Annotated in this window: 20 protein-coding genes; 17 read left to right on the top strand and 3 right to left on the bottom strand. The window is 59.0% G+C overall.

Going from position 1 to position 21,059, the window contains the following annotated elements; all coding sequences use genetic code 11:
* Positions 1-630: 630 nt before the first annotated feature.
* Complete coding sequence (locus VIN96_RS06955) at positions 631-2,622, top strand: methyl-accepting chemotaxis protein (protein ID WP_331894934.1); 1,992 nt, start codon at positions 631-633, stop codon at positions 2,620-2,622.
* A gap of 62 nt (positions 2,623-2,684) precedes the next feature.
* Here VIN96_RS06955 and VIN96_RS06950 read toward each other — a convergent pair whose 3' ends face one another.
* The 3 genes from VIN96_RS06950 to VIN96_RS06940 form a co-directional block, all read right to left on the bottom strand.
* Entirely contained in the window at positions 2,685-3,773 is a 1,089-nt protein-coding gene (locus VIN96_RS06950; protein ID WP_331894933.1) for a COX15/CtaA family protein, read from the bottom strand.
* A 101-nt stretch (positions 3,774-3,874) separates the two neighbouring features.
* Entirely contained in the window at positions 3,875-4,093 is a 219-nt protein-coding gene (locus VIN96_RS06945) for a DUF6967 family protein (protein ID WP_331894932.1), read from the bottom strand.
* Positions 4,094-4,109: 16 nt separating this feature from the next.
* Entirely contained in the window at positions 4,110-5,129 is a 1,020-nt protein-coding gene (locus tag VIN96_RS06940; protein ID WP_331894930.1) for a TauD/TfdA family dioxygenase, read from the bottom strand.
* Between the two features lie 483 nt (positions 5,130-5,612).
* On the opposite strand from VIN96_RS06940, the gene dsrA reads away from it, so the two are divergent.
* The 16 genes from dsrA to VIN96_RS06860 all read left to right on the top strand — a co-directional run bounded on the left by dsrA (position 5,613) and on the right by VIN96_RS06860 (position 21,035).
* Entirely contained in the window at positions 5,613-6,866 is a 1,254-nt protein-coding gene (gene dsrA / locus VIN96_RS06935; RefSeq protein WP_331894929.1) for a dissimilatory-type sulfite reductase subunit alpha, read from the top strand.
* 99 nt (positions 6,867-6,965) lie between these two features.
* Positions 6,966-8,048: a dissimilatory-type sulfite reductase subunit beta gene (gene dsrB, locus VIN96_RS06930; RefSeq protein ID WP_331894927.1), complete on the top strand. Its 1,083-nt coding sequence runs from the start codon at positions 6,966-6,968 to the stop codon at positions 8,046-8,048.
* Between the two features lie 90 nt (positions 8,049-8,138).
* Complete coding sequence (gene tusD, locus VIN96_RS06925; protein WP_331894925.1) at positions 8,139-8,498, top strand: sulfurtransferase complex subunit TusD; 360 nt, start codon at positions 8,139-8,141, stop codon at positions 8,496-8,498.
* A 4-nt stretch (positions 8,499-8,502) separates the two neighbouring features.
* Positions 8,503-8,925 (top strand): DsrE family protein, encoded by a 423-nt coding sequence (locus VIN96_RS06920; protein ID WP_331894923.1) that lies wholly within the window; start codon positions 8,503-8,505, stop codon positions 8,923-8,925.
* A gap of 17 nt (positions 8,926-8,942) precedes the next feature.
* Positions 8,943-9,245, top strand: coding sequence for a sulfurtransferase complex subunit TusB (tusB, locus tag VIN96_RS06915; protein ID WP_331894921.1), 303 nt, complete (start codon positions 8,943-8,945; stop codon positions 9,243-9,245).
* A 113-nt stretch (positions 9,246-9,358) separates the two neighbouring features.
* Positions 9,359-9,694, top strand: a complete 336-nt coding sequence (locus tag VIN96_RS06910; protein ID WP_331894919.1) for a TusE/DsrC/DsvC family sulfur relay protein — start codon at positions 9,359-9,361, stop codon at positions 9,692-9,694.
* Positions 9,695-9,907: 213 nt separating this feature from the next.
* Positions 9,908-10,648, top strand: a complete 741-nt coding sequence (locus VIN96_RS06905) for a respiratory nitrate reductase subunit gamma (RefSeq protein ID WP_331895373.1) — start codon at positions 9,908-9,910, stop codon at positions 10,646-10,648.
* A gap of 40 nt (positions 10,649-10,688) precedes the next feature.
* Positions 10,689-12,185: a sulfate reduction electron transfer complex DsrMKJOP subunit DsrK gene (gene dsrK / locus VIN96_RS06900; protein ID WP_331894918.1), complete on the top strand. Its 1,497-nt coding sequence runs from the start codon at positions 10,689-10,691 to the stop codon at positions 12,183-12,185.
* Between the two features lie 97 nt (positions 12,186-12,282).
* Complete coding sequence (locus VIN96_RS06895; protein WP_331894916.1) at positions 12,283-14,223, top strand: NAD(P)-binding protein; 1,941 nt, start codon at positions 12,283-12,285, stop codon at positions 14,221-14,223.
* Between the two features lie 110 nt (positions 14,224-14,333).
* The gene (locus tag VIN96_RS06890) at positions 14,334-14,750 is read left to right on the top strand and encodes an Hdr-like menaquinol oxidoreductase cytochrome c subunit (RefSeq protein WP_331894914.1); all 417 of its coding nucleotides are present in this window, start codon (positions 14,334-14,336) and stop codon (positions 14,748-14,750) included.
* Positions 14,747-15,514, top strand: coding sequence for a sulfate reduction electron transfer complex DsrMKJOP subunit DsrO (gene dsrO, locus VIN96_RS06885; protein ID WP_331894913.1), 768 nt, complete (start codon positions 14,747-14,749; stop codon positions 15,512-15,514). The genes VIN96_RS06890 and dsrO overlap by 4 nt, the downstream gene beginning before the upstream one ends.
* 4 nt (positions 15,515-15,518) lie before the next feature.
* A complete protein-coding gene (gene nrfD / locus VIN96_RS06880) occupies positions 15,519-16,742 on the top strand; it encodes an NrfD/PsrC family molybdoenzyme membrane anchor subunit (protein ID WP_331894911.1) in 1,224 nt (407 codons plus the stop codon).
* A gap of 149 nt (positions 16,743-16,891) precedes the next feature.
* Entirely contained in the window at positions 16,892-17,896 is a 1,005-nt protein-coding gene (locus tag VIN96_RS06875) for a glycosyl transferase family protein (RefSeq protein ID WP_331894909.1), read from the top strand.
* A 16-nt stretch (positions 17,897-17,912) separates the two neighbouring features.
* Positions 17,913-19,334: a cobyrinate a,c-diamide synthase gene (locus VIN96_RS06870; protein ID WP_331894907.1), complete on the top strand. Its 1,422-nt coding sequence runs from the start codon at positions 17,913-17,915 to the stop codon at positions 19,332-19,334.
* Between the two features lie 41 nt (positions 19,335-19,375).
* Positions 19,376-20,194: a uroporphyrinogen-III C-methyltransferase gene (cobA, locus tag VIN96_RS06865; RefSeq protein WP_331894905.1), complete on the top strand. Its 819-nt coding sequence runs from the start codon at positions 19,376-19,378 to the stop codon at positions 20,192-20,194.
* Complete coding sequence (locus tag VIN96_RS06860; protein WP_331894904.1) at positions 20,187-21,035, top strand: CbiX/SirB N-terminal domain-containing protein; 849 nt, start codon at positions 20,187-20,189, stop codon at positions 21,033-21,035. Before cobA ends, VIN96_RS06860 begins: the two co-directional genes overlap by 8 nt.
* The last annotated feature ends 24 nt before the right edge of the window (positions 21,036-21,059 follow it).

Raw genomic sequence — 21,059 nt, 5'->3', positions numbered from 1 at the left:
CCTTAACCGACGTTATGACCTTATCCCCGAACCATCCCTAGAGCTGCCGGGCAAGGCTCACTCACTCTCAATTACTAAACGTAGAAGATAGACAGCTACGCTTCGCTTTACGCGTTCGTCATGCATTCTATCGGAATTCATTCAACACTCACAAGGCGTTCTTGCCCATATGACGTATGATCTAGCGTATGGCCCCACAAATCACCGCATGACCGACATGTGTCGCAGGATTTGCACACCATATGGAACACGCATTGCCCCACAGGGCCAACTGCATTTTCACCCGAAATCGTCACAAGTAATTGAGTGACGACTGTTTTTTTTGCCGTTAAGCTAACGCCGCATGGAGTTAAAGCGAACCTCACGGAGATGTGAGGGACGTTGAAGTGGGAAAAGGCTGGGGAGCCTCATCAATCACATATCTGCAGGTAACGGCTTGCGGTTTGACGGGTGCATCAAGGTTTGACAGCGGTCAAATACGACCGGCTGAGCCGGATGCCATCCTACCCCCCGCGCTTTTTCCTTATTTATAATTGATTAGACAGTGCGAAACGACCTGAGTTGGAGAAAATAATGCTCGCAAACATGAAAATTGGATCACGAATTGCGTTGGCACTGGTGTTGCCAATCGTGGGCTTACTTTTCTTTTCCGCTTATTCGATTTATCAAAAACATCTGGTTTTTTCCGAGATGGAAGCGCTCCAGGGACTCGCTAATGTCGCCCCCGACATCAGCGGCGTGGTCCATGAACTGCAAAAAGAGCGGGGCACTTCGGCTGTTTACATCGGCTCCAAAGGTGCAAAATTCGCCAAGGAACTCCCCACCCAACATACCGCTACCAACGCCGCCATCGAAACGATGGACATGGCATTGAAAAGTTTCGACGCACGGGCCTTCGGCGCGACACTGACCACCAAGCTCGAGACCGCGCAAAAAGCCCTGTCCGAGCTGAACGCCAAACGCACCGGTGTGACGGGTTTCGATCTCACCGTTCCGCAGATGGCCTCGTACTATACCGGCACCATCGCCAAGTTGTTGTCCATCGTCGAGGAAATGGCGGTCATCAGCACCAACGCCCAAGTGACCAAAACCATCACCGCCTACACCAGCTTTTTGCAAGCCAAAGAGCGCGCGGGTCAGGAACGCGCCATGGGTGGCGCGGGCTTCGGCGCGGCTAAGTTCGCCCCGCCCGTCTACCGCCGCATGACCGAACTGATCGCGGAACAGAAGGTGTTGTTGTTCACGTTCAACATCTACGCCAGCGAAACCCAGCGCGCCGCCTTGAAAAACATCGTTCAAGGCAAGGAGGTCGATGAAGTCGAACGGATGCGCAAGATCGCCATCGACAGTCTCTACAGCGGCACCACCGAAGGCGTCGAAGGTCCCTACTGGTTCGGCACCATCACCAAGAAAATCGACAAGCTGAAAGAAGTCGAAGACGTCATTTCGGACGAATTGAAAGGCCAAGCCGAAACCATCAAAGGCGCAGCATCGACCTCGTTCTATCTGTTCCTGGCCGCCACCGCCGTGCTGTTGTTGATCACGGCCGGATTGGTTTACGTCATCGTCACCGGCATCACCCGCCCGGTTGTCGGCTTGACCGCCACCATGCGCACCTTGGCCGACGGCGACACTTCGGTTCACGTATCCGGCACCCATCGCGGCGACGAAATCGGTTCCATGAGCCAAGCCGTCGAAGTGTTCAAAGAGAACATGATCAAAAACCAACACATGGCCGCCGAGCAGGAAAAAGAAAACGCCGCCAAAGAACAAAAACGCATCGCCATGGAAAACATGGCGAGCAGGTTCGAAACCGATGTCACCGGCGTTCTGCGCGAGGTGTCCAGCGCGTCGAGCACCTTGCAAGGCACAGCCGAAAGCATGGCCGCCACGGCGGAAGAAACCTCCAAGCAGTCCACCGTGGTCGCGGCGGCGGCGGAAGAAGCCTCCACCAACGTACAAACCGTGGCCTCGGCGGCAGAAGAGCTGTCGAGTTCGATTTCCGAGATTTCGCGTCAGGTGTCCCAATCCACCCAGGTTGCGGGCGCGGCCGTGCACGAGGTCGAAGGCGCCAACGAAAAGGTCCAAGGCCTGGCTGAAGCCGCCAACAAGATCGGCGAAGTGGTGGCGTTGATCACCGACATCGCCGACCAGACCAACCTGCTGGCGCTCAACGCCACCATCGAAGCGGCGCGCGCCGGCGAAGCGGGAAAAGGCTTCGCCGTGGTGGCGTCCGAGGTCAAGAACCTCGCCAACCAGACCGCCAAGGCGACCGAGGAAATCTCCAACCAGATCGGCGGCATCCAAGGTGCGACCCAGGACGCGGTGCAGGCCATCAAATCCATCGGCGGCACCATCGGCCAAATGAGCGAGATCGCCTCGGCCATCGCCGCGGCGGTCGAAGAACAAGGCGCGGCGACCCAGGAAATCGCCCGCAACGTCGAACAAGCGGCGGCGGGCACCGGCGAGGTGACGTCCAACATCTCAGGCGTCAACGAAGCCGCCAACGAAACCGGCCAAGCGGCGGAAATGGTGCTCAGCGCGGTGACCACGCTGACCGCCGAATCCGACAAGCTCAGCCATCAGGTGCAGGACTTCCTGACCGGCTTGAAGAAGATATAAATCAAACGAAGACACGACCCGCAGGCGCGAGGAGCGCCTGCAAAGACCTTATAAAAAAGACCTTAAAAGCTGCGCGCATCCCCCCGGGGGGCGCGCAGTTCGTGTATGCACCACAGCGCCAGGGAAAACAACACCACCGCGCCCACTTGGTGCAGGCTCGCCAACGCCACCGGCACCACCAGCAACAACGTCGAAATGCCCAGGCCGACTTGCACCAGCGCCATAAGGCCGAACAGCTGGATCGCACGCCGCGTGCGCGGGGCCAGGTGCTTGTCCACCGACTTGACCCAAAACACGATGATCAGCACCACCGTCAGCTCAGCCAAGGTGCGATGATTGAACTGCACCGTGGTGATGTCTTCGAACGGCGCGCGCCACGCCGGCTGGTGATCGAACAGGCCGCCCGGCACCAGTTCGCCGTCCATCAGCGGAAAGGTGTTGTAGGCGAAGCCCGCGTCGGTGCCCGCGACGAATCCGCCGGACAACGCCGTCAGGGCGATCAACGCGAACAGCCAAAACGCCCACTTGCCCAGGTTTTCGGGGTCTTGGTGGTGGTTGTCGTACGGTTCGCGCTTGAGCAGCCCCATCGCCACCCACAGCAACGCCGCGATGATCAGCAGCGCCAAGGCGAAGTGTGCGACCAAACGGTACTGGCTGACGTCGGGCCGGTCGACCAGGCCGCTCATGACCATGTACCAGCCCATCACGCCTTGGCTGCCGCCGAGAATGAACAGGCCGAGAAACTTCCAAAACAAGGCGTCGGAAACGCGCACCCAGCGCATGATCAAAAAGGCCGCGAACGGCAAGAAGAACGCAAAGCCCATCAACCGCCCCCAGACGCGGTGGACGTATTCCAGCCAGAAAATGCCCTTGAAGCCTTCCAAGGTCATGTCCGGGTTGACCTTATGGAATTCGGGGAAATGGGTGTATTTGTAAAACAGGTCCGCCCAGTCGGCGTCGTTGAACGGCGGGATCCAGCCGGTGAACAGCTTCCACTCGACCATCGACAGGCCGGAATGGGTCAGGCGCGTCAACCCGCCCAAGATCACCATGATGAACACCATGCCCGCGACGCTCAAAAGCCACCCCGCCATCCAATTGGCGCGCTTTTGGTCCAGTCGAGCACTGGCCGGTATGGTCGTGTTGGTCACGGCGGTCTCCCCAAGTTCGTCGGTCTTTGTGTTGGGGAAAGGTTATACGGCAGGTCCAAGGGCGGGGCAAATGATCTGCATCAAGCCCACGCGATCTCCCCTCACCCCGGCATGTTGTCCTTCGCCCAGGTGCCCATCAAATCCGCGATGTGGGCGGCGGTTTCGGCGTCGAGTTCGAGGTCGGTGAAGCGTTTGCCTTCCTTGATGCGCACATGGAACATCTTGAAGCCGCCTTCGTAGGTCGATTCCGAAATCGTCACTTCCTTGTGCCACGGTGCGTTGATGACTTCGATTTCGCGGCTGGATTCTTTGGTGCTCATGGGAAATTCCTTGTACTTAAAGCTGTGATGCGGTGCCTGCGACGCGCTCTAAGTAACGCGCGCGCAGCATCATGCGGTGCCCCGATTCATCCCCGGCTTCGCCCTCGCCGTCTTCGAACGCGGTGCGGGTGTGCAGGACGTTGTTGCAGATCAGGCCTTGGCCCGGGGCCATGCGGTGACGATAGATATAGGGCTCGCCGGGGCCGCCGTCCGATAAAATTTCTTCCATGAACGCCACCGCCTTTTGCGTTGCCGCGTCCGGCGCCCAGTCGATGTTGCGCTTGCGCGCGGTGTAGCGCATGTACAAGGTGCCGTCGGCTTTGTTGAGCGAAAACACCGGCCCCGTCACGTCGCCGCGCGAAACCTCGTCGTCCATATCGTTGCCGGGGATGGTCATGGCGTCGGCGGCGCAAAACGCCGCGACCATGTCGGGGTCGCGTTCGCGCATCAGCAAATAGGCCATTTCCGGATCAAACAAGGCGTTTTCCCCGCCCCGCATGCCCGCTTGGCGCACACAATGCAGCACCATGCCGCGAATGCGCCGCGCGGGGGTGTTGTAATAGCCGTCGGTGTGCCAGTTGATCGGGCGGCTGGTGTAGGGAATGTACATCTTGCGCCCAGCTTCCAAACGTTCGTTCCCCGCCGCGACGTGCAACGGGGTGATGGCGTCTTCATCGGCGTAGGGGTTGTGATCGATGTGCTCCAACCCGAAATGACGGCCGAGCGCGCGCACCTGATCTTTGGAGTCTTCGACGCCATCGCGCGCCGGGCCGACATAGATCGCCATCCCGGTGCGGCGGATTCGGTCGCGAATCGCCTCGCGTTCGGCTTCCGTTGGATTCGCGGTGTCCTTCAGTTCGACCACCAATTCGTCGGCGCGGGTCGGCATGCCGGCAAGCTTAGCGTCGCGCCACCGGGCGTATTCTACACTGTTTTTCAAAGAAAAAGGCCCATCCGCCCCCGCTTCGGGGGTCAGGGAAACGGCTTCGCGGACGAATTCGTCGTGCTGGCCGGGCTCTAAAAATCTATCGTTCATCGCCTATCTCGCCTTCTTTTCGCCGTTTTTTCAAATTTCTCAACGCAGACAGTCAGTTACAGCCCATTTTAGGCTTATTTTACAGTGATCATTTGGGCATTTAACTCACTGATTCGAAAGAAAATTTCAGAATTGGTGCGTTGCAGCACATTTCCTATTGGACATATTAGATTGCGGTAATATAAAATCCAGTCAAAATAACAACCAGACGCGTGGCGACACGCACACGAAACTTACAGAAAAAATTCTGAAGATCGTGCATAACAAAATAACAGGCGTTGGCTGTAACGGGGTAACAAAACCCCACTGGCATATCCGCTAACAGACACGTCCTGGTGTGTCCTGTATGGGCATACCGTTTTTTTGGCCGGGTTTCCGGTCTAGGAACGGGGGGACCTCTATTCAACTCCTGACGGTTCAGGAGTGGGGACCCTTTTGTGTCCTTTTTGGGATCGAACGAACTCTGCGGAGGAATGGAATAAAATGGCGACCAATAAACCTGATACTCCTCTTCTTGATCAACTCGAAGGCGGCCCGTGGCCGAGCTTCGTCACCGGCCTGAAGCGCTTGGCTGACGACGAAGGCAAAGCCTATGCCCCGATCATGAAGAGCCTGCTCGGCCAGCTCGAGCACTCCTACGAAACCCGCAAGGGCTACTGGAAAGGCGGCACCGTTGGTGTGCGCGGCTATGGCGCTGGCGTGATCCCCCGCTTCTCGGAAGTTGCCGGTAAGTACAAGGAAAGCGCAGAGTTCCACACGCTCCGCATCATGCCCCCCGCCGGTATGCACTACGACACCGGCACGTTGCGCAAAATGTGCGACATCTGGGAAAAGTATGGCTCCGGCTTGATCGCTTTCCACGGCCAGTCCGGCGACATCATGTTCCAAGGCATCAGCACCGACAACGTGCAGCCCGCTTTTGACGAGCTCAACGAAATGGGCTTCGACCTCGGTGGCGCTGGCGCTGGCGTGCGTACCTCCATGAGCTGCGTGGGTGCTGCCCGTTGCGAACAGTCCTGCTACGACGAAGGCAAGGCGATGCGCATGGTCATCAACAACATGCTCGATGACATGCACCGCCCGTCCCTGCCGTACAAGTTCAAAGCCAAGTTCTCCGGCTGCGCCAACGACTGCGTGAACGCCACGCACCGTTCGGACTTCGCGGTTCTGGGCACCTGGGCCGACGACATCAAAGTCGATCAGGAAAAGATCAAGGAAAAGGTTGCGGAATTGGGCCGCAAGGCGTTCAACGACCAAGTCGTGAACATGTGCCCGACCCGTGCGCTGTCGCTCAACGACGACGACACCTTGGACATCGACAACGAAAGCTGCGTGAAGTGCATGCACTGCATCAACGTTTGCACCAAAGCCCTGTCGCCCGGCGACGAAAAGGGTGTCAGCGTCCTGATCGGTGGTAAGCGTACGCTCAAGATCGGTGACCTGATGGGCACCATGGTCGTTCCGTTCCACAAAATGGAAGACGAAGACGATTACGAATGGCTCGTCGAGCTGTCCGAAAACGTTCTCGACTTCTTCGCTGAAAACGCTCTGGAACACGAGCGCACCGGCGAAATGATCGAGCGCATCGGCCTCGTCAACTTCCTCGAAGGCATTGGTGTCGAGGTTGACCCGAACATGGTCAGCCACCCGCGCACCAGCTCCTACGTCCGCATGGACGGCTGGGACGAAGAAGTCGAAAAGTGGAACGCCCGCAAAGGCGCGGCAGCGGCTGAATAAGCTTAGCCGAACCCACTGTTTTTAAAACAAACCCCCGCCGGGTCTTCACCTGGAAACCCGGCGGGAGTTGACTGATACGAGAATATTGGAGGACTAACCATGAGTGAGGCGCAAGAAGCTCCGCGTATGCCGGATGAATGCGGCGTCCCGGATGGCATGCAGTACATGCACCCGGCTCTGAAGAAAAACTACGGCAACTGGGCTTGGCACGACCGTCCCCAGGTCGGCGTTCTTCACCACGTTGCCAAAGACGGCAGCGAAGTCTGGACCATTAAGGCCGGTACGCAGCGCCAGATGGACGTTTACACCATCCGCAAGCTGTGCGACATCGCCGACGAAATGGCCGGTGGCCACGTTCGTTTCACCACCCGCTCGAACATCGAATACATGGTCGAGTCCGAAGCTGAAGTTCAGCCGCTGATCGACCGTCTGGAAAGCGAAGGCTTCCCCGTCGGCGGCACCGGCAACTCGGTTTCGATGATTTCCCACACCCAGGGCTGGCTGCACTGCGACATTCCGGGCACCGACGCTTCCGGCGTTGTGAAGTCCCTGATGGACGCGATGTATCACGAGTTCAAGCACGAAGAGATGCCGAACCGCGTGAAGATCACGACCTCTTGCTGCCAGATCAACTGTGGCGGTCAAGGCGACATCGCGATCAACGTTCAGCACACCAAGCCGCCGATCATCAACCACGATCTGGTGTCCAACATGTGCGAACGCCCGGCCGTTGTGGCCCGTTGCCCCGTGGCGGCTATCCGCCCCGCGCTGGTCAACGGCAAAGCAACCCTGGAAGTCGACGAAAAGAAATGCGTGTGCTGCGGCGCTTGTTTCCCGCCCTGCCCGCCGATGCAGATCAACGACCCGGTGAACTCCAAGATCGCCATCTGGGTTGGTGGTAAGCACTCCTCGACCCGTTCCAAGCCGTCCTTCCACAAGCTGGTTGCGGCTGGCCTGCCGAACAACGCTCCGCGTTGGCCGGAAGCCACGGAAGTGGTTCTCAAGATCCTTGCAGCCTACAAAGAAGGCGGCAAGCCCTGGGAACGCATGAACGAATGGATCGACCGTATCGGTTGGCCGCGCTTCTTCGAAGCCACGGGCCTGCCGTTCACGAAGTTCCACATTGAAGACTGGCGCGGTGGCCGCAGCACGTTGAACGCTTCTTCGCACGTTCACCTGTAAGGCACCACCAAAGTCGACTGACTTTCTTGCGGGGGCGGCAATTGGCCGCCCCCACATAGAAACCAAGATTGTGAAACAAGGGATTGTTTTATGAAGTTCGGTATTTTGATCAACGAAGGACCGTTCACGCACCAAGCATCCGACACGGCTTATCACTTCACCAAAGCCGCGTTGGAAAAAGGCCATGAAGTGCCCCGCGTGTTCTTCTATTACGACGGCGTGAACAACGCCAACAAGCTTTCCGAGCCGCAGGCTGACGACCGCAACCTGGTCAAGCTGTGGGGCGAATTGGCCGCCGAAAAGAACGTCGATCTGGTGGTGTGCGTCGCCGCCGGCATGCGTCGCGGCATTAAGGACGAGAACCTGGCCGACGGGTTCCGCATTTCTGGCCTCGGCCAGTTGGTGGAAGCCGGCATGGGCTGCGACCGTCTCATGATGTTTGGAGACTGATCCCATGGCTGAATTCGAATTTGATACCGAAGGCGTCAAAAAGACCTTCACCTTCATGAACCGCAAGGCGCCGTACGGCACCGTCTACGCTCTCGAAGTGTTGGAAACGGTTCTGATCTCGGCTGCTTTCGAACAGCACGCCAACATCGTGTTCGCCGACGACGGCGTGTACCAGCTCAAAGCCGGTCACGACACCACCGAAATCGGCATGAAGAACTTCTCGCCCACCTTCGGCATCATCGAAATGGAAAAAGAAGATGCCGACGAGGACGAGGACATCGATATGGTCTGGCGCATCATCGTCGAGAAGGAATCCATGGAAGCCCGCGGGCTGACCGAGGACGATTTCAAGGTCGACGTCGAAGTGCTCAGCGCTGCTGAACTCGCCGACATTCTTGACGCATCCGATTGCGTCATCAGCGGCTAACGAAGGAGAGACGTGATATGCTTCACACCGTGAACAAGTCGCCCTTCGAGCGCAACTCGCTGGACACCTGCCTGCGTTTGGCGAAAAAAGGCTCCGCGATTCTGCTCATCGAAGACGGCGTCATCGGCGCTGTTAAGGGCACCGTGCAGTCTTCTAAAATCGAAGGCGCCGTGGCTGACCACGCTGTATTTGTTCTGGGTCCGGACCTTAAAGCCCGCGGCCTTTCCGAAGACCAAGTTATCGATGGCGTGAAAGTCGTCGATTACGCCGGCTTCGTGGACCTTGCTGAGGAACACGGCGCGCACAACGCTTGGCTCTAAGGCAAATATTTCGCCCCGCCCCATGCAAGTATGGGGGGGCTTTTTGAAGCCCACTGAGGGCATTGCATCCCGGTTTCACCCCCAGGGAACCGGCCTAAACAGGAGACTGAACTATGGCTGCATACACCGTAAACGGCGTTGATTACGAACACGACGAAGAAGGCTACATCCTCGACGTCACCAACTGGAACGAAGACCTCGGCAAAGTGATCGCCGAAGCTGAAGGCCTGGACATGACCGAAGAGCATTGGTCGGTTGTGAACTTCCTGCGCGAATACTACAACGAATACCAGATCGCTCCGGCTGTTCGCGTGCTGGTCAAAGCCGTGAAGAAAAAATTCGGCCCCGAAAAGGGTTCCAACAAGTACCTGTACGAACTGTTCCCGTACGGTCCTGCAAAGCAGGCTTGTAAGGTTGCCGGTCTGCCGAAGCCCACGGGCTGCGTCTAAGACGTCTTGAATTCCAGGGGCGGGCCACCCGATGAGGTCCGGTCCGCCCCCGGTTTTCACAAAAACAATAATAAACACCACTGTCACGGCCACGCGGGCAATTACGCCTGAACGGCCTTCGATTACCCAAATGGGTCGATATTTTTGACCCCGTTGCACGCACTATTCGTTTTGTACTTTTGCTAAGTTTATGACTGTAAGGACTGATACGTGATGTCGACCTTGTCGGTGATCTACGCGCTTCTCTTCTACTCGGCGACGGCATTGCTCGTCGTTGGCTTGGCATGGCGAATCAAGATTTACGCCTCTACGCCGACGCCGTTGAAGATCCCCACCATGCCGGCTCCGCTGACGAAGTCAGGCGCCGCCCTCCGCGTTTTCCGCGAGGTTGCGTTTTTCGAAAGCCTGTTCAAATCCAACCGTTGGATCTGGATTTTCGCCGTGCTGTTCCACGCCGGCCTCGCCCTGGCCCTGTTGCGCCATGTGCGTTACTTCCAGGCCGACGTTTGGATGGTCATCGAACTGATCCAGCCGTTCGGCATTTACGGTGGTCTGGCCATGGTCGCCGGCCTTCTCGGCCTGTGGGCGCGCCGCGTGGTGCAAGAACGCATTCGCTACATCACCGGTCCGTCCGACCACCTGATGCTGGCGTTGCTGGTGCTGATCGGCATTTCCGGGCTGAACATGAAGTTCCTCAGCCACACCGACATCATTCAAGTGAAAACGTTCTTCTTGGGCCTGCTGCGCTTCAACATTCAGGAATTGCCCGCAGATGGCCCGCTGCTTATCCACTTGGGCGCGGTTGCCGTTCTGATGATCGTGTTTCCCTTCAGCAAGCTCTTGCACGTGCCGGGCGTGTTCTTCAGCCCGTCGCGCAATCAAGTCGATGACGCTCGCGATAAGCGCCACCTGGCGCCGTGGGCGGCACACATGGACGCGGATCGCGAAGCCTAATCGGCGCGCGAGTTAGAGAATTCGATCGAGGAGTTTGATCGTGGCAGACCAAAAATTCGAAACCCCGGCGTTCCGTGAGTTCAGGGACAATCCCGCCATTCAAGACGGCGCGATGGACCACTCGCAGCCGTTCATCGCCAAGCCGGAGCATAACGAGCCCCTCGGCTTCCCCGGTGAATTGGTGGACAACTGGGAAGAAAAGGCCGTCGAAAAGCTCGGCGATCTGCTCGAAAAGAACCGTGCCCTGCGCGTGTATCTCGACAGCTGCGTGAAATGCGGCGCGTGTACCGATAAGTGCCACTACTTCCTCGGCACCGGCGACCCCAAAAACATGCCGGTTGCGCGTCAGGATCTGCTGCGTTCTCTGTATCGCCGCCACTTCACCCTGGCCGGCAAGATCGCACCGGGCCTGGTCGGCGCGAAAGACATGAACAAGGAGATGCTGGACGACTGGTACAAATACTTCCACCAGTGTTCCCAGTGCCGCCGTTGCTCGGTGTTCTGCCCCTACGGCATCGACACCGCCGAAATTTCCATGGCCGCCCGCGACATCATGGACCACATCGGCGTCGGCCAAAAATATTCCAACGAAATTCTCGCCAAGGTTCACGTCATCGGCAACAACCTCGGCCTGCCGGAACCGGCACTGGTCGACACCTTGGAAGGCCTTGAAGAAGACGTCCTCGACGACACCGATGTCGAGGTCAAATTCCCGCTCGACGTTCACGGCGCCGACGTGCTGCTGGTGACCCCGTCGGCCGACTTCTTCGCCGAGCCCCATGTGGACGGCCTGATCGGTTACGCCAAGGTCTTCCACCAAGCGGGCATCAGCTGGACGCTGTCGTCGTACGCATCGGAAGCGGCCAACTTCGCCATGTTCATCGGTTCGTACGAACAGATGCACAAGGTCGCCAACCGCATCCGCAAGGCCGCGTTGGATCTGGGCGTCAAGCGCATCGTATTCGGTGAATGCGGCCATGCCTGGCGCGTCGCGTATTCGTTCTTGAACACCTTGGCCGGTCCGTGGGACTTCCTCGATCCCAAGTACCCGGTGCCTCAACACATCCTCGAGGTCACCCATGGCTTGATCCAGTCGGGCGGCATCGTGCTCGACCCGGAAGCCAACGATGACAAGGTGTTGACCTTCCACGACAGCTGCAACGTGGCCCGCGCCTCGCGCATGGGCGACATGGAAGGCGGTCAATTCATCATCCCGCGCGCCGTTATTCAGGCCAGCGTGAACAGGTTCGTCGAAATGGACCCGCAAACCACGCATGAGAAAACCTTCTGTTGCGGCGGTGGCGGCGGTTTGTTGACCGACGATTTGATGGAGCTTCGCGTCAAGGGTGCGCTGCCGCGTATGGAAGCGCTCAAGGACGTTGTTGAGAACCATGGCGTCACGCACATGGCCGCAATCTGCGCCATTTGTAAGAGCCAATTCACCAAGGTGATGCCGTATTACGGTTTCTCCATGGACATGATTGTGAGTGTGCACCAGCTGGTCAGCGAAGCGATCCAGCTCGGCGCTAAGGAATAAACGAACAGGCAAGGCGGGCATCATCCCGCCGCCCCCTGACAAACAGGGCATCATCACAGAGGGGCTGAAGCCCCCTTGCGAAGAAGGAAGAAAAAACATGACTGCGGAACAGGCTTTGAATTGGCGACGTTACACCGACGGTGAATCCGAATGGGATGACTTCCAAGAAAAAATTTTCCAGGCGGGCTGGTCGCACAAGTGCCCGACCTACGTCCACCGCACCCCGCCGTGCCAAGGTTCGTGCCCGTCCGGCCACGACATCCGCGGCTGGCTGGCGATTGCCCGCGGCATGGACAAATCCCCGGTCGAAGGCCAGGCTTGGCAGGAATATGCGTTCGAACGCATGGTCGAAGCCAACCCGTTCCCGTCGGTCATGGGCCGCGTTTGCCCGGCACCGTGCGAAGACGGCTGCAACCGTAACGAAGTCGACGATCAGATCGGCATCAACGGCGTCGAACAGCACGTCGGCGATTATGCCATCGAACACAATCTGACCCTGCCCAAGCCGGAAAAAGAAACCGGCAAGAAAATCGCCGTCATCGGCGGTGGACCGGGCGGCTTGGCCGCTGCGTGGCAGATGCGCCGCAAGGGCCACAGCGTCACGGTTTTCGAAAAGCAGGACAAACTGGGCGGCATGATGGCGTTCGGTATCCCCGGCTATCGCGTCCCGCGCGACATCTTGGATGCTGAAATCCAGCGTATCCTGGACACCGGCGTGGAAGCCAAGTTGGGCGTGACCATCGGTAAAGACGTCACCGTCGAACAGCTCGAAGCCGACTACGACGCCATCTTCTGGGCCGTTGGCGCACAGAAGGGCCGAGGTCTGTTCCTCGACTCCTGGGAAGGCACCGAAAACTGCATCACCGGTGTTGCGTTCCTCGAAGCGTTCAACCAAGGTCGCTTGCACTACACCACCAAGAAAGTGGTCGTGGTCGGCGGTGGCGACACCTCGATCGACGTTGCATCCGTTGCCCGTCGTCTGGGTCACATCTCCACCATGGCGGAAAAAGATCGTCCGGAAGCCGTCGTTCTCGGCCACACCGCACACGACGTGGCGTCCGCTGCGCAGCGTGAAGGCGTGCAGTCAGTTCTGACGTCGCTGTTCCCGCTCGAAGGCATGACCGCATCCGAGCGCGAACGTGAAGACGCCACCCGCGAAGGCGTGGAAATCAAAGGCGGCGTGATGCCGGTCGACATCATCAAAGATGCCAACGGCCGCGCCACCGCTCTGCGCATGTGCGAATGCACCATGGACGGCATGACCCCGGTTCCCGTCGAAGGCACCGAATTCGACATCGAATGCGACCTGATCGTGTCCGCCATCGGTCAGATGGGCGACTTGGCCAACGGCCTGGAAGCTCTCGACAACGGCCGTGGCTTCATGGACATCACCCCGGTCTACCAAGTCAAAGGCACCGAAAAGCACTTCGCCGGCGGCGACATCGTCCGCCCGCACCTGCTGACCACCGCCATCGGCCACGGCGCGATCGCTGCCGAAAGCATCGACCACATGCTCGCCGGTCACCCCGACGAGCGTCGTCCGAAGGTCGACGTGCACCACTTCAACCTGTTGAACGAACTGCACCAGCGCCACAAGGACCCCGAGCCGTATTCCAAAGAACCGGTTCGCGGCACCTCGGAAGCCAAATTCGCCGTGCACAACTTCGAAGACCGTTCTTCTTCGCAGATCATCCCGCACGACGAGCTGTTCTTGGGTCACTACACCTACGATCCGGTGCAAAAGCGCGAAGAAAAGCACATCAGCGCGGATGAGGTTCTCGGCAACTTCGAAGAACGTCTGGTTGGCTTCACCGCCGAACAGGCGCAACACGAAGGCGAACGCTGCATGAGCTGCGGCATGTGCTTCGAGTGCGACAACTGCGTGATCTTCTGCCCGCAAGACGCCGTGTTCCGCGTCAAGCGCGACGATGTCACCGTCGGCCGTTACGTCGACACCGACTACACGAAGTGCATCGGCTGCCACATCTGCCGCGATGTGTGCCCGACCGGCTACATCCAGATGGGTCTTGGTGAGTAACAAGACGGACTAGACTTAAGGAGGAACGTCGAATGCGTTCGGCTTCTCGAATTCTGAGCCTCACGATTTTGGGGTTTGTCCTTGTCGCCTTTGGGATTGGGAGCGGCCTGATGGCCGCTCCCGCCCATGCCGGCGAAGTGCCTGTGCCGAAACCGGCCAAGGCCTTCAAGGGTGAGCAATGCGTCGAACCCACAGACGTGATGCGCCGTAATCATTTTGAGTTCCTTAAACACCAGCGCGATGAAACGCTGCGCGAAGGTATTCGCGGCAACAAGTACAGCTTGAACGAATGCATCGATTGCCACGCGGTGACGTCTCCCGACGTCGCGGGCGGCAAGGTGCGCACGCTCAAGCCGTTCTGTGCGGAGTGCCACACCTACGCAGCCGTTTCCATCGACTGTTTCCAATGCCACACCGGCGCAGCCCAGCCGGGCATGGGCAAACAGTCCGCCCTGCCCGCCGACCATGCCGACAAGGCGCTGATCGCGGCCCTGGAAAAACATCTCGACAAGGGGGCCAAACAATGACGGACACGTCTCGTAATTCCGTAGGCATGAACGCTGTTGATACGTCCCGCCGCAACCTGCTCAAGGGCGGTGCAGCGGCTGCCGTCATCACCCTGGCACCGGGCGTAACGCTGCAAACGGTGCAAGCCGCCGTGACCGGGCCGGCTACCTCGGCCAAGCGCTGGGGCATGCTGGTCGACGCCAACGCGCCGGAAGGCGTGTGGGATTTGGCGATCGATGCCTGTAAAGCCGAACAGGGCTGGGGTAAAGACGAAAAAGACGCCAACCCGGCGACCGATCCGCAATGGATCCGCAAGGTTTCCATCAAAGACCCCAAGACCGGCGCCAAAGCCAGTTTGCCGGTCATGTGTCAGCACTGCGCCAACCCGCCGTGCGTCGACGTGTGCCCCACCGGCGCGTCGATGAAACGCGCCGATGGTATCGTTTTGGTCGACAAGCACATCTGCATCGGCTGTCGCTACTGCATGATGGCGTGCCCCTACTCCTGCCGTTCGTTCGTGCACGAAGACGCACACGGGCAACGTCCGCACATGCCGCGCGGCAAAGGCACCGTCGAAGCCTGCACCATGTGCGTGCACCGCGTCGACAAGGGTCAAAAACCCGCGTGTGTCGAGGCGCTAAACAAAGCTGGCTCCAACGCCATCATGTTTGGTGATCTCAACGATCCGAATTCCGAAATTTCGCGTGCTGTATCCAAGTACGTGACGCAACGCATCCGCGCCGACCTCGGCGTCGAGCCTGGCGTCCATTACCGGGGGATTTAAGGTCATGGCTGCTGATACGACCGTTTACAAAGAAATCGAAGGCAAGGGCGGGGATTATTATTCCCTGATCGGTTGGCTGGGCGCGATGATCGCTGTCGGGCTCTACGCTGTCTATAATATGGAACACCATGGCCATGTCATCACTGGCATGAACAACGCCATCGTGTGGGGCACCCCGCATGTGTTCGCCGTGTTCTTGATCGTAGCCGCATCCGGTGCGTTGAACGTCGCGTCGATCTCGTCGGTGTTTGGTAAATACCACTACAAGCCCTTGGCGCGCCTGTCTGCCGTCTCTTCATTGGCCTTGCTGGCTGGCGGTTTGATGGTTCTGGTGCTCGATCTCGGCCGCCCCGATCGTTTGATCGTGGCGATGACCCACTATAATTTCAAGTCCATCTTCGCCTGGAACATCATTCTCTATAACGGGTTCTTCGTCATCGTGGCGGCATACCTGTGGATGATGATGGAACGGCGCATGGTGCCCCATTCCAAGAAAGCCGGTTTGTTTGCTTTCGTGTGGCGCTTGATCCTGACCACCGGTACCGGCTCGATCTTCGGTTTCCTGGTCGCCCGTCCGGGTTATGACGCCGCCATCATGGCGCCGCTGTTCATCGCCTTGTCCTTTGCCTTTGGTCTCGCCTTCTTCATCATTTTGGTGTCGGTGGCGTATAAGTCATCGGGCCGTCCTTTGGGCGACCTGATCTTGTTCAAGATGCGCAACTTGTTGGGCGTATTCGTCGCAGCGGCGTTCTACTTCACCGTGGTGCAACACTTGACCAACTTGTATGCAGCCGAACACGGCGGTGTTGAATCTTTCATCTTGATGGATGGCGGTATTTACACCTTCTTGTTCTGGGTGGTGCAGATCGGCCTGGGTACCGTTTTCCCGCTGGCGTTGCTGTTTAACCCGGCCACCGGTCGAACCTGTCAGGGCATCGTGATCGCCTCGATCTTGGTGATCATCGGCGGTTTGGCGCAGATGTATATCATCATCATCGGCGGCCAGGCGTTCCCGCTGCAGCTGTTCCCAGGCATGGAAGTTTCATCAAGCTTCTTCGATGGCGCGATCCACCCTTACACCCCGAGCCATTGGGAAGTAATGCTTGGCTTGAGCGGCTTTGCCGTGACGGTCTTGATCATTGCGGTGGCGGTCAAGTACCTGCCGTTGCTGCCGACCAGCTTGTCCGACGCCAAGGTCGATCCGCATCACGCGTCCGACGACGCCTAAGGTCGTCAGCTTCACAATCTTTCATTTGCTGGGGGCAAATGACTGGTTTTTCGGGGGGGCCCAGGTCATAGTGCCTGGGTCCCTTCTATTTTACAGGACTTCCCTCCCCGAAATGATTCGGGGACTTTGAAAACGTGGATTGAGACGACATGAGCACCGAGCATCCTTTTGCCCAGTACATCCGCATCATCGGCCGTGGCCCCAACCTGTCGCGGCCGTTGGACGAAGAAGAAATGTACGACGCCGCGAAACTGATTGTTTCCGGCGACGTCGAACCGCTGCAGCTAGGCGCGTTCTTGTGCATCTTGCGCATGCGCACCGAAGTTCCGGGCGAAGGCGCCGGTTTCGTGCGCGCCGTGCGCGACACCATCACCGTGCCGGCCAACGCCCCGGTGGTCGATGTCGACTGGGCATCGTACTCGGGCAAAAAGCGTCAATTGCCGTGGTATCTGCTGTCGGCGATGCTGTTGGCGCAAAACGGCATCACCATCTGCATGCAAGGCACCGAAGGCCACACCGAAGGCCGCCTGTTTTCCAGCGAAGCGCTCACCGCCCTGGGCATCCCCCTCGCGGGCTCCATGGAAGAAGCCGCCGAGCAAATCCGCGCCACCAATTTCGCCTATCTGCCGCTGCGTAATTTCGTGCCGCGCCTGCAAGAGATCATCGAGTTGAAGCCGATCCTCGGCGTGCGCTCGCCGGTCAACACCTTCGCGCGCATGATCAACCCGTTCAACGCCGCGCATGAAATGCAGACCGTGTTCCACCCCAACTACCGCGACATCCACCGCGACACGGCCGAATTGTTGGGCCAAAAACACATGGCGGTGTTCAAGGGCGAAGGCGGCGAAGCCGAACGCCGTCCGCACAAGCCGGTGGTGGTGCAATACCTGCACGACGGCATCAAATCCGAAGAGCAATGGCCCGCCTTGATCGAGGAAAGCGCCTTCTACAAAGACGAGACCATGGACATCACGCGCCTGCCGAAGATCTGGTATGGCGACGAGACCGACGTCTACGGCGAAGCCGCCGTGATCGGCACCGCCGCCTATGTGCTGCGCATCATGGGCCGCGCATCAAGCCCCGAAGAAGCCGTCGATCACGCCCGCAACCTGTGGAATACGCGCAACCGCGCGCAAATGTTCCGGGCCGCATAAGCCGAAAGGTCGCCATATGGGCCACGTGCTGATTTCCGCCGCGCACAAGTCTTCGGGCAAAACCATGGTCACGACCGGGTTGGTCCGGGCCTTGGCGCTGCGCGGACGCACCGTGGCGACCTTCAAAAAAGGCCCCGATTACATCGATCCCAAGTGGCTGGGCGAGGCGGCGGGCCGACCGTGCTACAACCTCGACTTCCACACCCAGTCGGATGATGAGATCAAGGCCCTGTTCGCCACACATGCGAGCCGCGCCGACATCACCATCATCGAAGGCAACAAGGGCCTACACGACGGCGTCGACGTGGAGGGCTCCAATTCCAACGCCGCGCTGGCAAAGATGTTGAACGCCCCGGTGATTTTGGTGGTCGACGCGTCGGGCATCACCCGCGGCATCGCACCGTTGCTCAAGGGGTACGAGGTGTTTGACACCTCCATCACCATCGCCGGCGTGATCTTGAACAAGGTCATGGGGCCGCGTCACGAAGAAAAGCTCATCGCCGCGGTTGAGCGCTACACCAATATTCCGGTGCTCGGCTCGATCCGGCGCAACGCCAAGCTGGGCGTGGACGAGCGCCACATCGGCCTGATCCCCAGCAACGAACACCCGGCTGCCCGCGCGCGCATCGACACCTTGGCCGAAGAGATCGCCGCCCAAGTAGATCTCGACCGTATCGAGGCCATTGCCGCCCAAGTCCCCACGCCCATACCTGCGCCGCAATCCGATGCGCCGCTTGCGCGCCCCGATGTGCGTATTGCCGTCGCCAAGGACCCGGCGTTCGGTTTCTATTATGCCGACGATCTCGATGCCCTGAAGAAATCGGGGGCGCAATTGGTCTATTTCAATGCGCTGAACGACGTCTATCTGCCCACCTGCGACGGCCTGTTTTTGGGCGGAGGCTTTCCCGAAACCCAGATGAAAAAGCTGGAAGCCAACAAGACCCTGCGCGCCCGCATCAAGGCCGCGATCGAAGCCGGTCTGCCGACCTATGCGGAATGCGGCGGGTTGATGTATCTGTCGCGATCCATTTCGTGGCACGAAGACACCCATCAGATGGTCGGCGTGATCCCCGCCGACAGCACCATGCACGCCCGTCCGCAAGGCCGTGGATACGTGCATTTGCGCCCCACGGACGCCCATCCGTGGAACGGCACCGATAACGCCTGCACGTTTGAAGGCGATTACATCCCCGCCCACGAATTTCACCATTCACGGCTTGAAAATATCGATGCAGACCTCACATTCGCATTCGAGGTCTTGCGCGGCCAAGGCGTCGATGGGCACCATGACGGGATCGTCATGCACAACATGGTGGCAGGCTATGCGCATTTGCGCTCAACCAGTCGCTGCCGTTGGGCGGAGGCTTTCACCGCCTTCGTGCGACAGAAGAAACAACAACGTGGCCGCGCCGCTTCCCCGGCGCAAATCGCCGGTTAATTCGCCATCCGTGGCACAGGCATTCATTTAAGGATACGACTTTGAGCAAGGTAAAAACCAAATCGGATAACGTCAGTGTGTTTATCGTCGGCGCCGGTCCCGGCGATCCCGGCCTGTTGACGCTGAAAGCCGCTGCGTGCCTGAAAAAGGCCGATGTGGTGGTATACGACCGCCTGGTATCGGACGAAATCTTGGACATGGTTCCCGACGCTTGCGAAAAGATCTTCGCCGGCAAGGCGGCGCGCGACCATTTCATGCCGCAAGACGAAATCAACCAGACCCTGGTCGATCTCGCCCGTCAGGACAAGACCGTGGTGCGCCTCAAGGGCGGCGATCCGTTCATTTTCGGGCGCGGCAGTGAAGAAGCCATGTTCCTGGCCGAACACAACATCGACTTTGAAATCGTGCCCGGCATCACCGCATCGGCGGGCTGCGGCGCGTACGCGGGCATTCCGCTGACCCATCGCGGCTACGTCACCGGCGTACGCTTCGTCACCGGCCACTGCCAAGAAGGCAAGCACCTCGATCTCAACTGGAAAAGCATGGCCGATCCCGACACCACGTTGGTGATCTACATGGGCTTGATCAACGTGCAAAAGATTTCCGACGAATTGATCAAGGCCGGCTTGCCCGCCGACATGCCCGCCGCCGGGATCGAACGCGGCACCACCGAAGAGCAGCGCACCATTCTCACCACCTTGGAAAAACTGCCCGCATGCATCGAACGCGCCGAACTGAAAGCCCCGTCGTTGCTGATCATCGGCAAAGTGGTCGATCTGTCGAACACCATCGCTTGGCACACCCAGGCGCACCAATGCCTGTTGGAAGACGATCAGGCTTCTGGTCCCTCGAATGGCTAAGGACGACGCGCCCGCCGTACTGGATTTCAGCCGCGCAGGTCTGTTGATCGCCGCTCACGGCTCGCCCAGCACCCCTGGTGGGCGCACGTCGTCGCGCAAGCACGCCGAGACCATTCGTAAATTGGCGTTGTTCGCCGATGTGCGGGCCGGATTTCTCACCGAAAAACCGTTCGTCAAGGACGTGCTCGACGATATGAACACCCCGGAAATCTTCGTGGTGCCCAATTTGGCCTGCGCCGGGTTCATCACCACCAACAAGCTGCCGATGGCGCTGAGCCTGACCGGCCCGGTGACCGAACGGATCACGCCCAATGGTCACCAGCGGATATTTCAGACCGCGCCGGTGGGAACCGATCCGGCCATCGCCAAGACCTTCGCCATCCGCATCCGCGCGGCGATGGCCGATTTGGCGATCGATCAAGACGGCGACACCGCCGTGGTGGTGGTCGGTCACGGTTCGCAGCGCAGCCGGGCGTCGTTCGAGCACACCACCCGTATTGCCGGAGATCTCGGCCGTCATGGCGTCAGCGCTCCGATTTACACCTCGTTTCTGGAAGAAACGCCGTTCATCAAGGATTGGCGCGCCTTGAGCGACGCCCAAACGGTCGTGTTCGCGCCGTTCCTGATTTCCGATGGCTATCATGGCGCAGACGAAATCCCCCGCGAGATCGGCTTCGACGTAAAGTCGGATGATTTCATCAGCCGCCTTAGCGCCATCCAGCCCAATGAGCTGACCGTCAACGGCCGACGGCTGGTGTATCTGCCGCCGCTGGGCGATGCCCCGGAAATGGCGGAATTGATCCTCACCCGCGTGCGTGCGGCGCAAAGCGAAGCGGCCTAATCCATCCCAAATAAAAAAGGGGCG

This window comes from Magnetovibrio sp., from assembly GCF_036568125.1.
In the GTDB taxonomy this organism is placed as follows: domain Bacteria; phylum Pseudomonadota; class Alphaproteobacteria; order Rhodospirillales; family Magnetovibrionaceae; genus Magnetovibrio.
Note: the sequence above shows the minus strand (reverse complement) of the source record. Positions and strands in the feature narration are given on the sequence as shown.

Bases quoted from the DNA above. Each gene is read 5' to 3' on its own strand.
- VIN96_RS06945 (WP_331894932.1), bottom strand. From the start codon at position 4,093: ATGAGCACCAAAGAATCCAGCCGCGAAATCGAAGTCATCAACGCACCG.
- VIN96_RS06940 (WP_331894930.1), bottom strand. From the start codon at position 5,129: ATGAACGATAGATTTTTAGAGCCCGGCCAGCACGACGAATTCGTCCGC.
- dsrA (WP_331894929.1), top strand. From the start codon at position 5,613: ATGGCGACCAATAAACCTGATACTCCTCTTCTTGATCAACTCGAAGGC.
- dsrB (WP_331894927.1), top strand. From the start codon at position 6,966: ATGAGTGAGGCGCAAGAAGCTCCGCGTATGCCGGATGAATGCGGCGTC.
- tusD (WP_331894925.1), top strand. From the start codon at position 8,139: ATGAAGTTCGGTATTTTGATCAACGAAGGACCGTTCACGCACCAAGCA.
- VIN96_RS06920 (WP_331894923.1), top strand. From the start codon at position 8,503: ATGGCTGAATTCGAATTTGATACCGAAGGCGTCAAAAAGACCTTCACC.
- tusB (WP_331894921.1), top strand. From the start codon at position 8,943: ATGCTTCACACCGTGAACAAGTCGCCCTTCGAGCGCAACTCGCTGGAC.
- VIN96_RS06910 (WP_331894919.1), top strand. From the start codon at position 9,359: ATGGCTGCATACACCGTAAACGGCGTTGATTACGAACACGACGAAGAA.
- VIN96_RS06905 (WP_331895373.1), top strand. From the start codon at position 9,908: ATGTCGACCTTGTCGGTGATCTACGCGCTTCTCTTCTACTCGGCGACG.
- VIN96_RS06895 (WP_331894916.1), top strand. From the start codon at position 12,283: ATGACTGCGGAACAGGCTTTGAATTGGCGACGTTACACCGACGGTGAA.
- VIN96_RS06890 (WP_331894914.1), top strand. From the start codon at position 14,334: ATGGCCGCTCCCGCCCATGCCGGCGAAGTGCCTGTGCCGAAACCGGCC.
- dsrO (WP_331894913.1), top strand. From the start codon at position 14,747: ATGACGGACACGTCTCGTAATTCCGTAGGCATGAACGCTGTTGATACG.
- nrfD (WP_331894911.1), top strand. From the start codon at position 15,519: ATGGCTGCTGATACGACCGTTTACAAAGAAATCGAAGGCAAGGGCGGG.
- VIN96_RS06875 (WP_331894909.1), top strand. From the start codon at position 16,892: ATGAGCACCGAGCATCCTTTTGCCCAGTACATCCGCATCATCGGCCGT.
- VIN96_RS06870 (WP_331894907.1), top strand. From the start codon at position 17,913: ATGGGCCACGTGCTGATTTCCGCCGCGCACAAGTCTTCGGGCAAAACC.
- VIN96_RS06860 (WP_331894904.1), top strand. From the start codon at position 20,187: ATGGCTAAGGACGACGCGCCCGCCGTACTGGATTTCAGCCGCGCAGGT.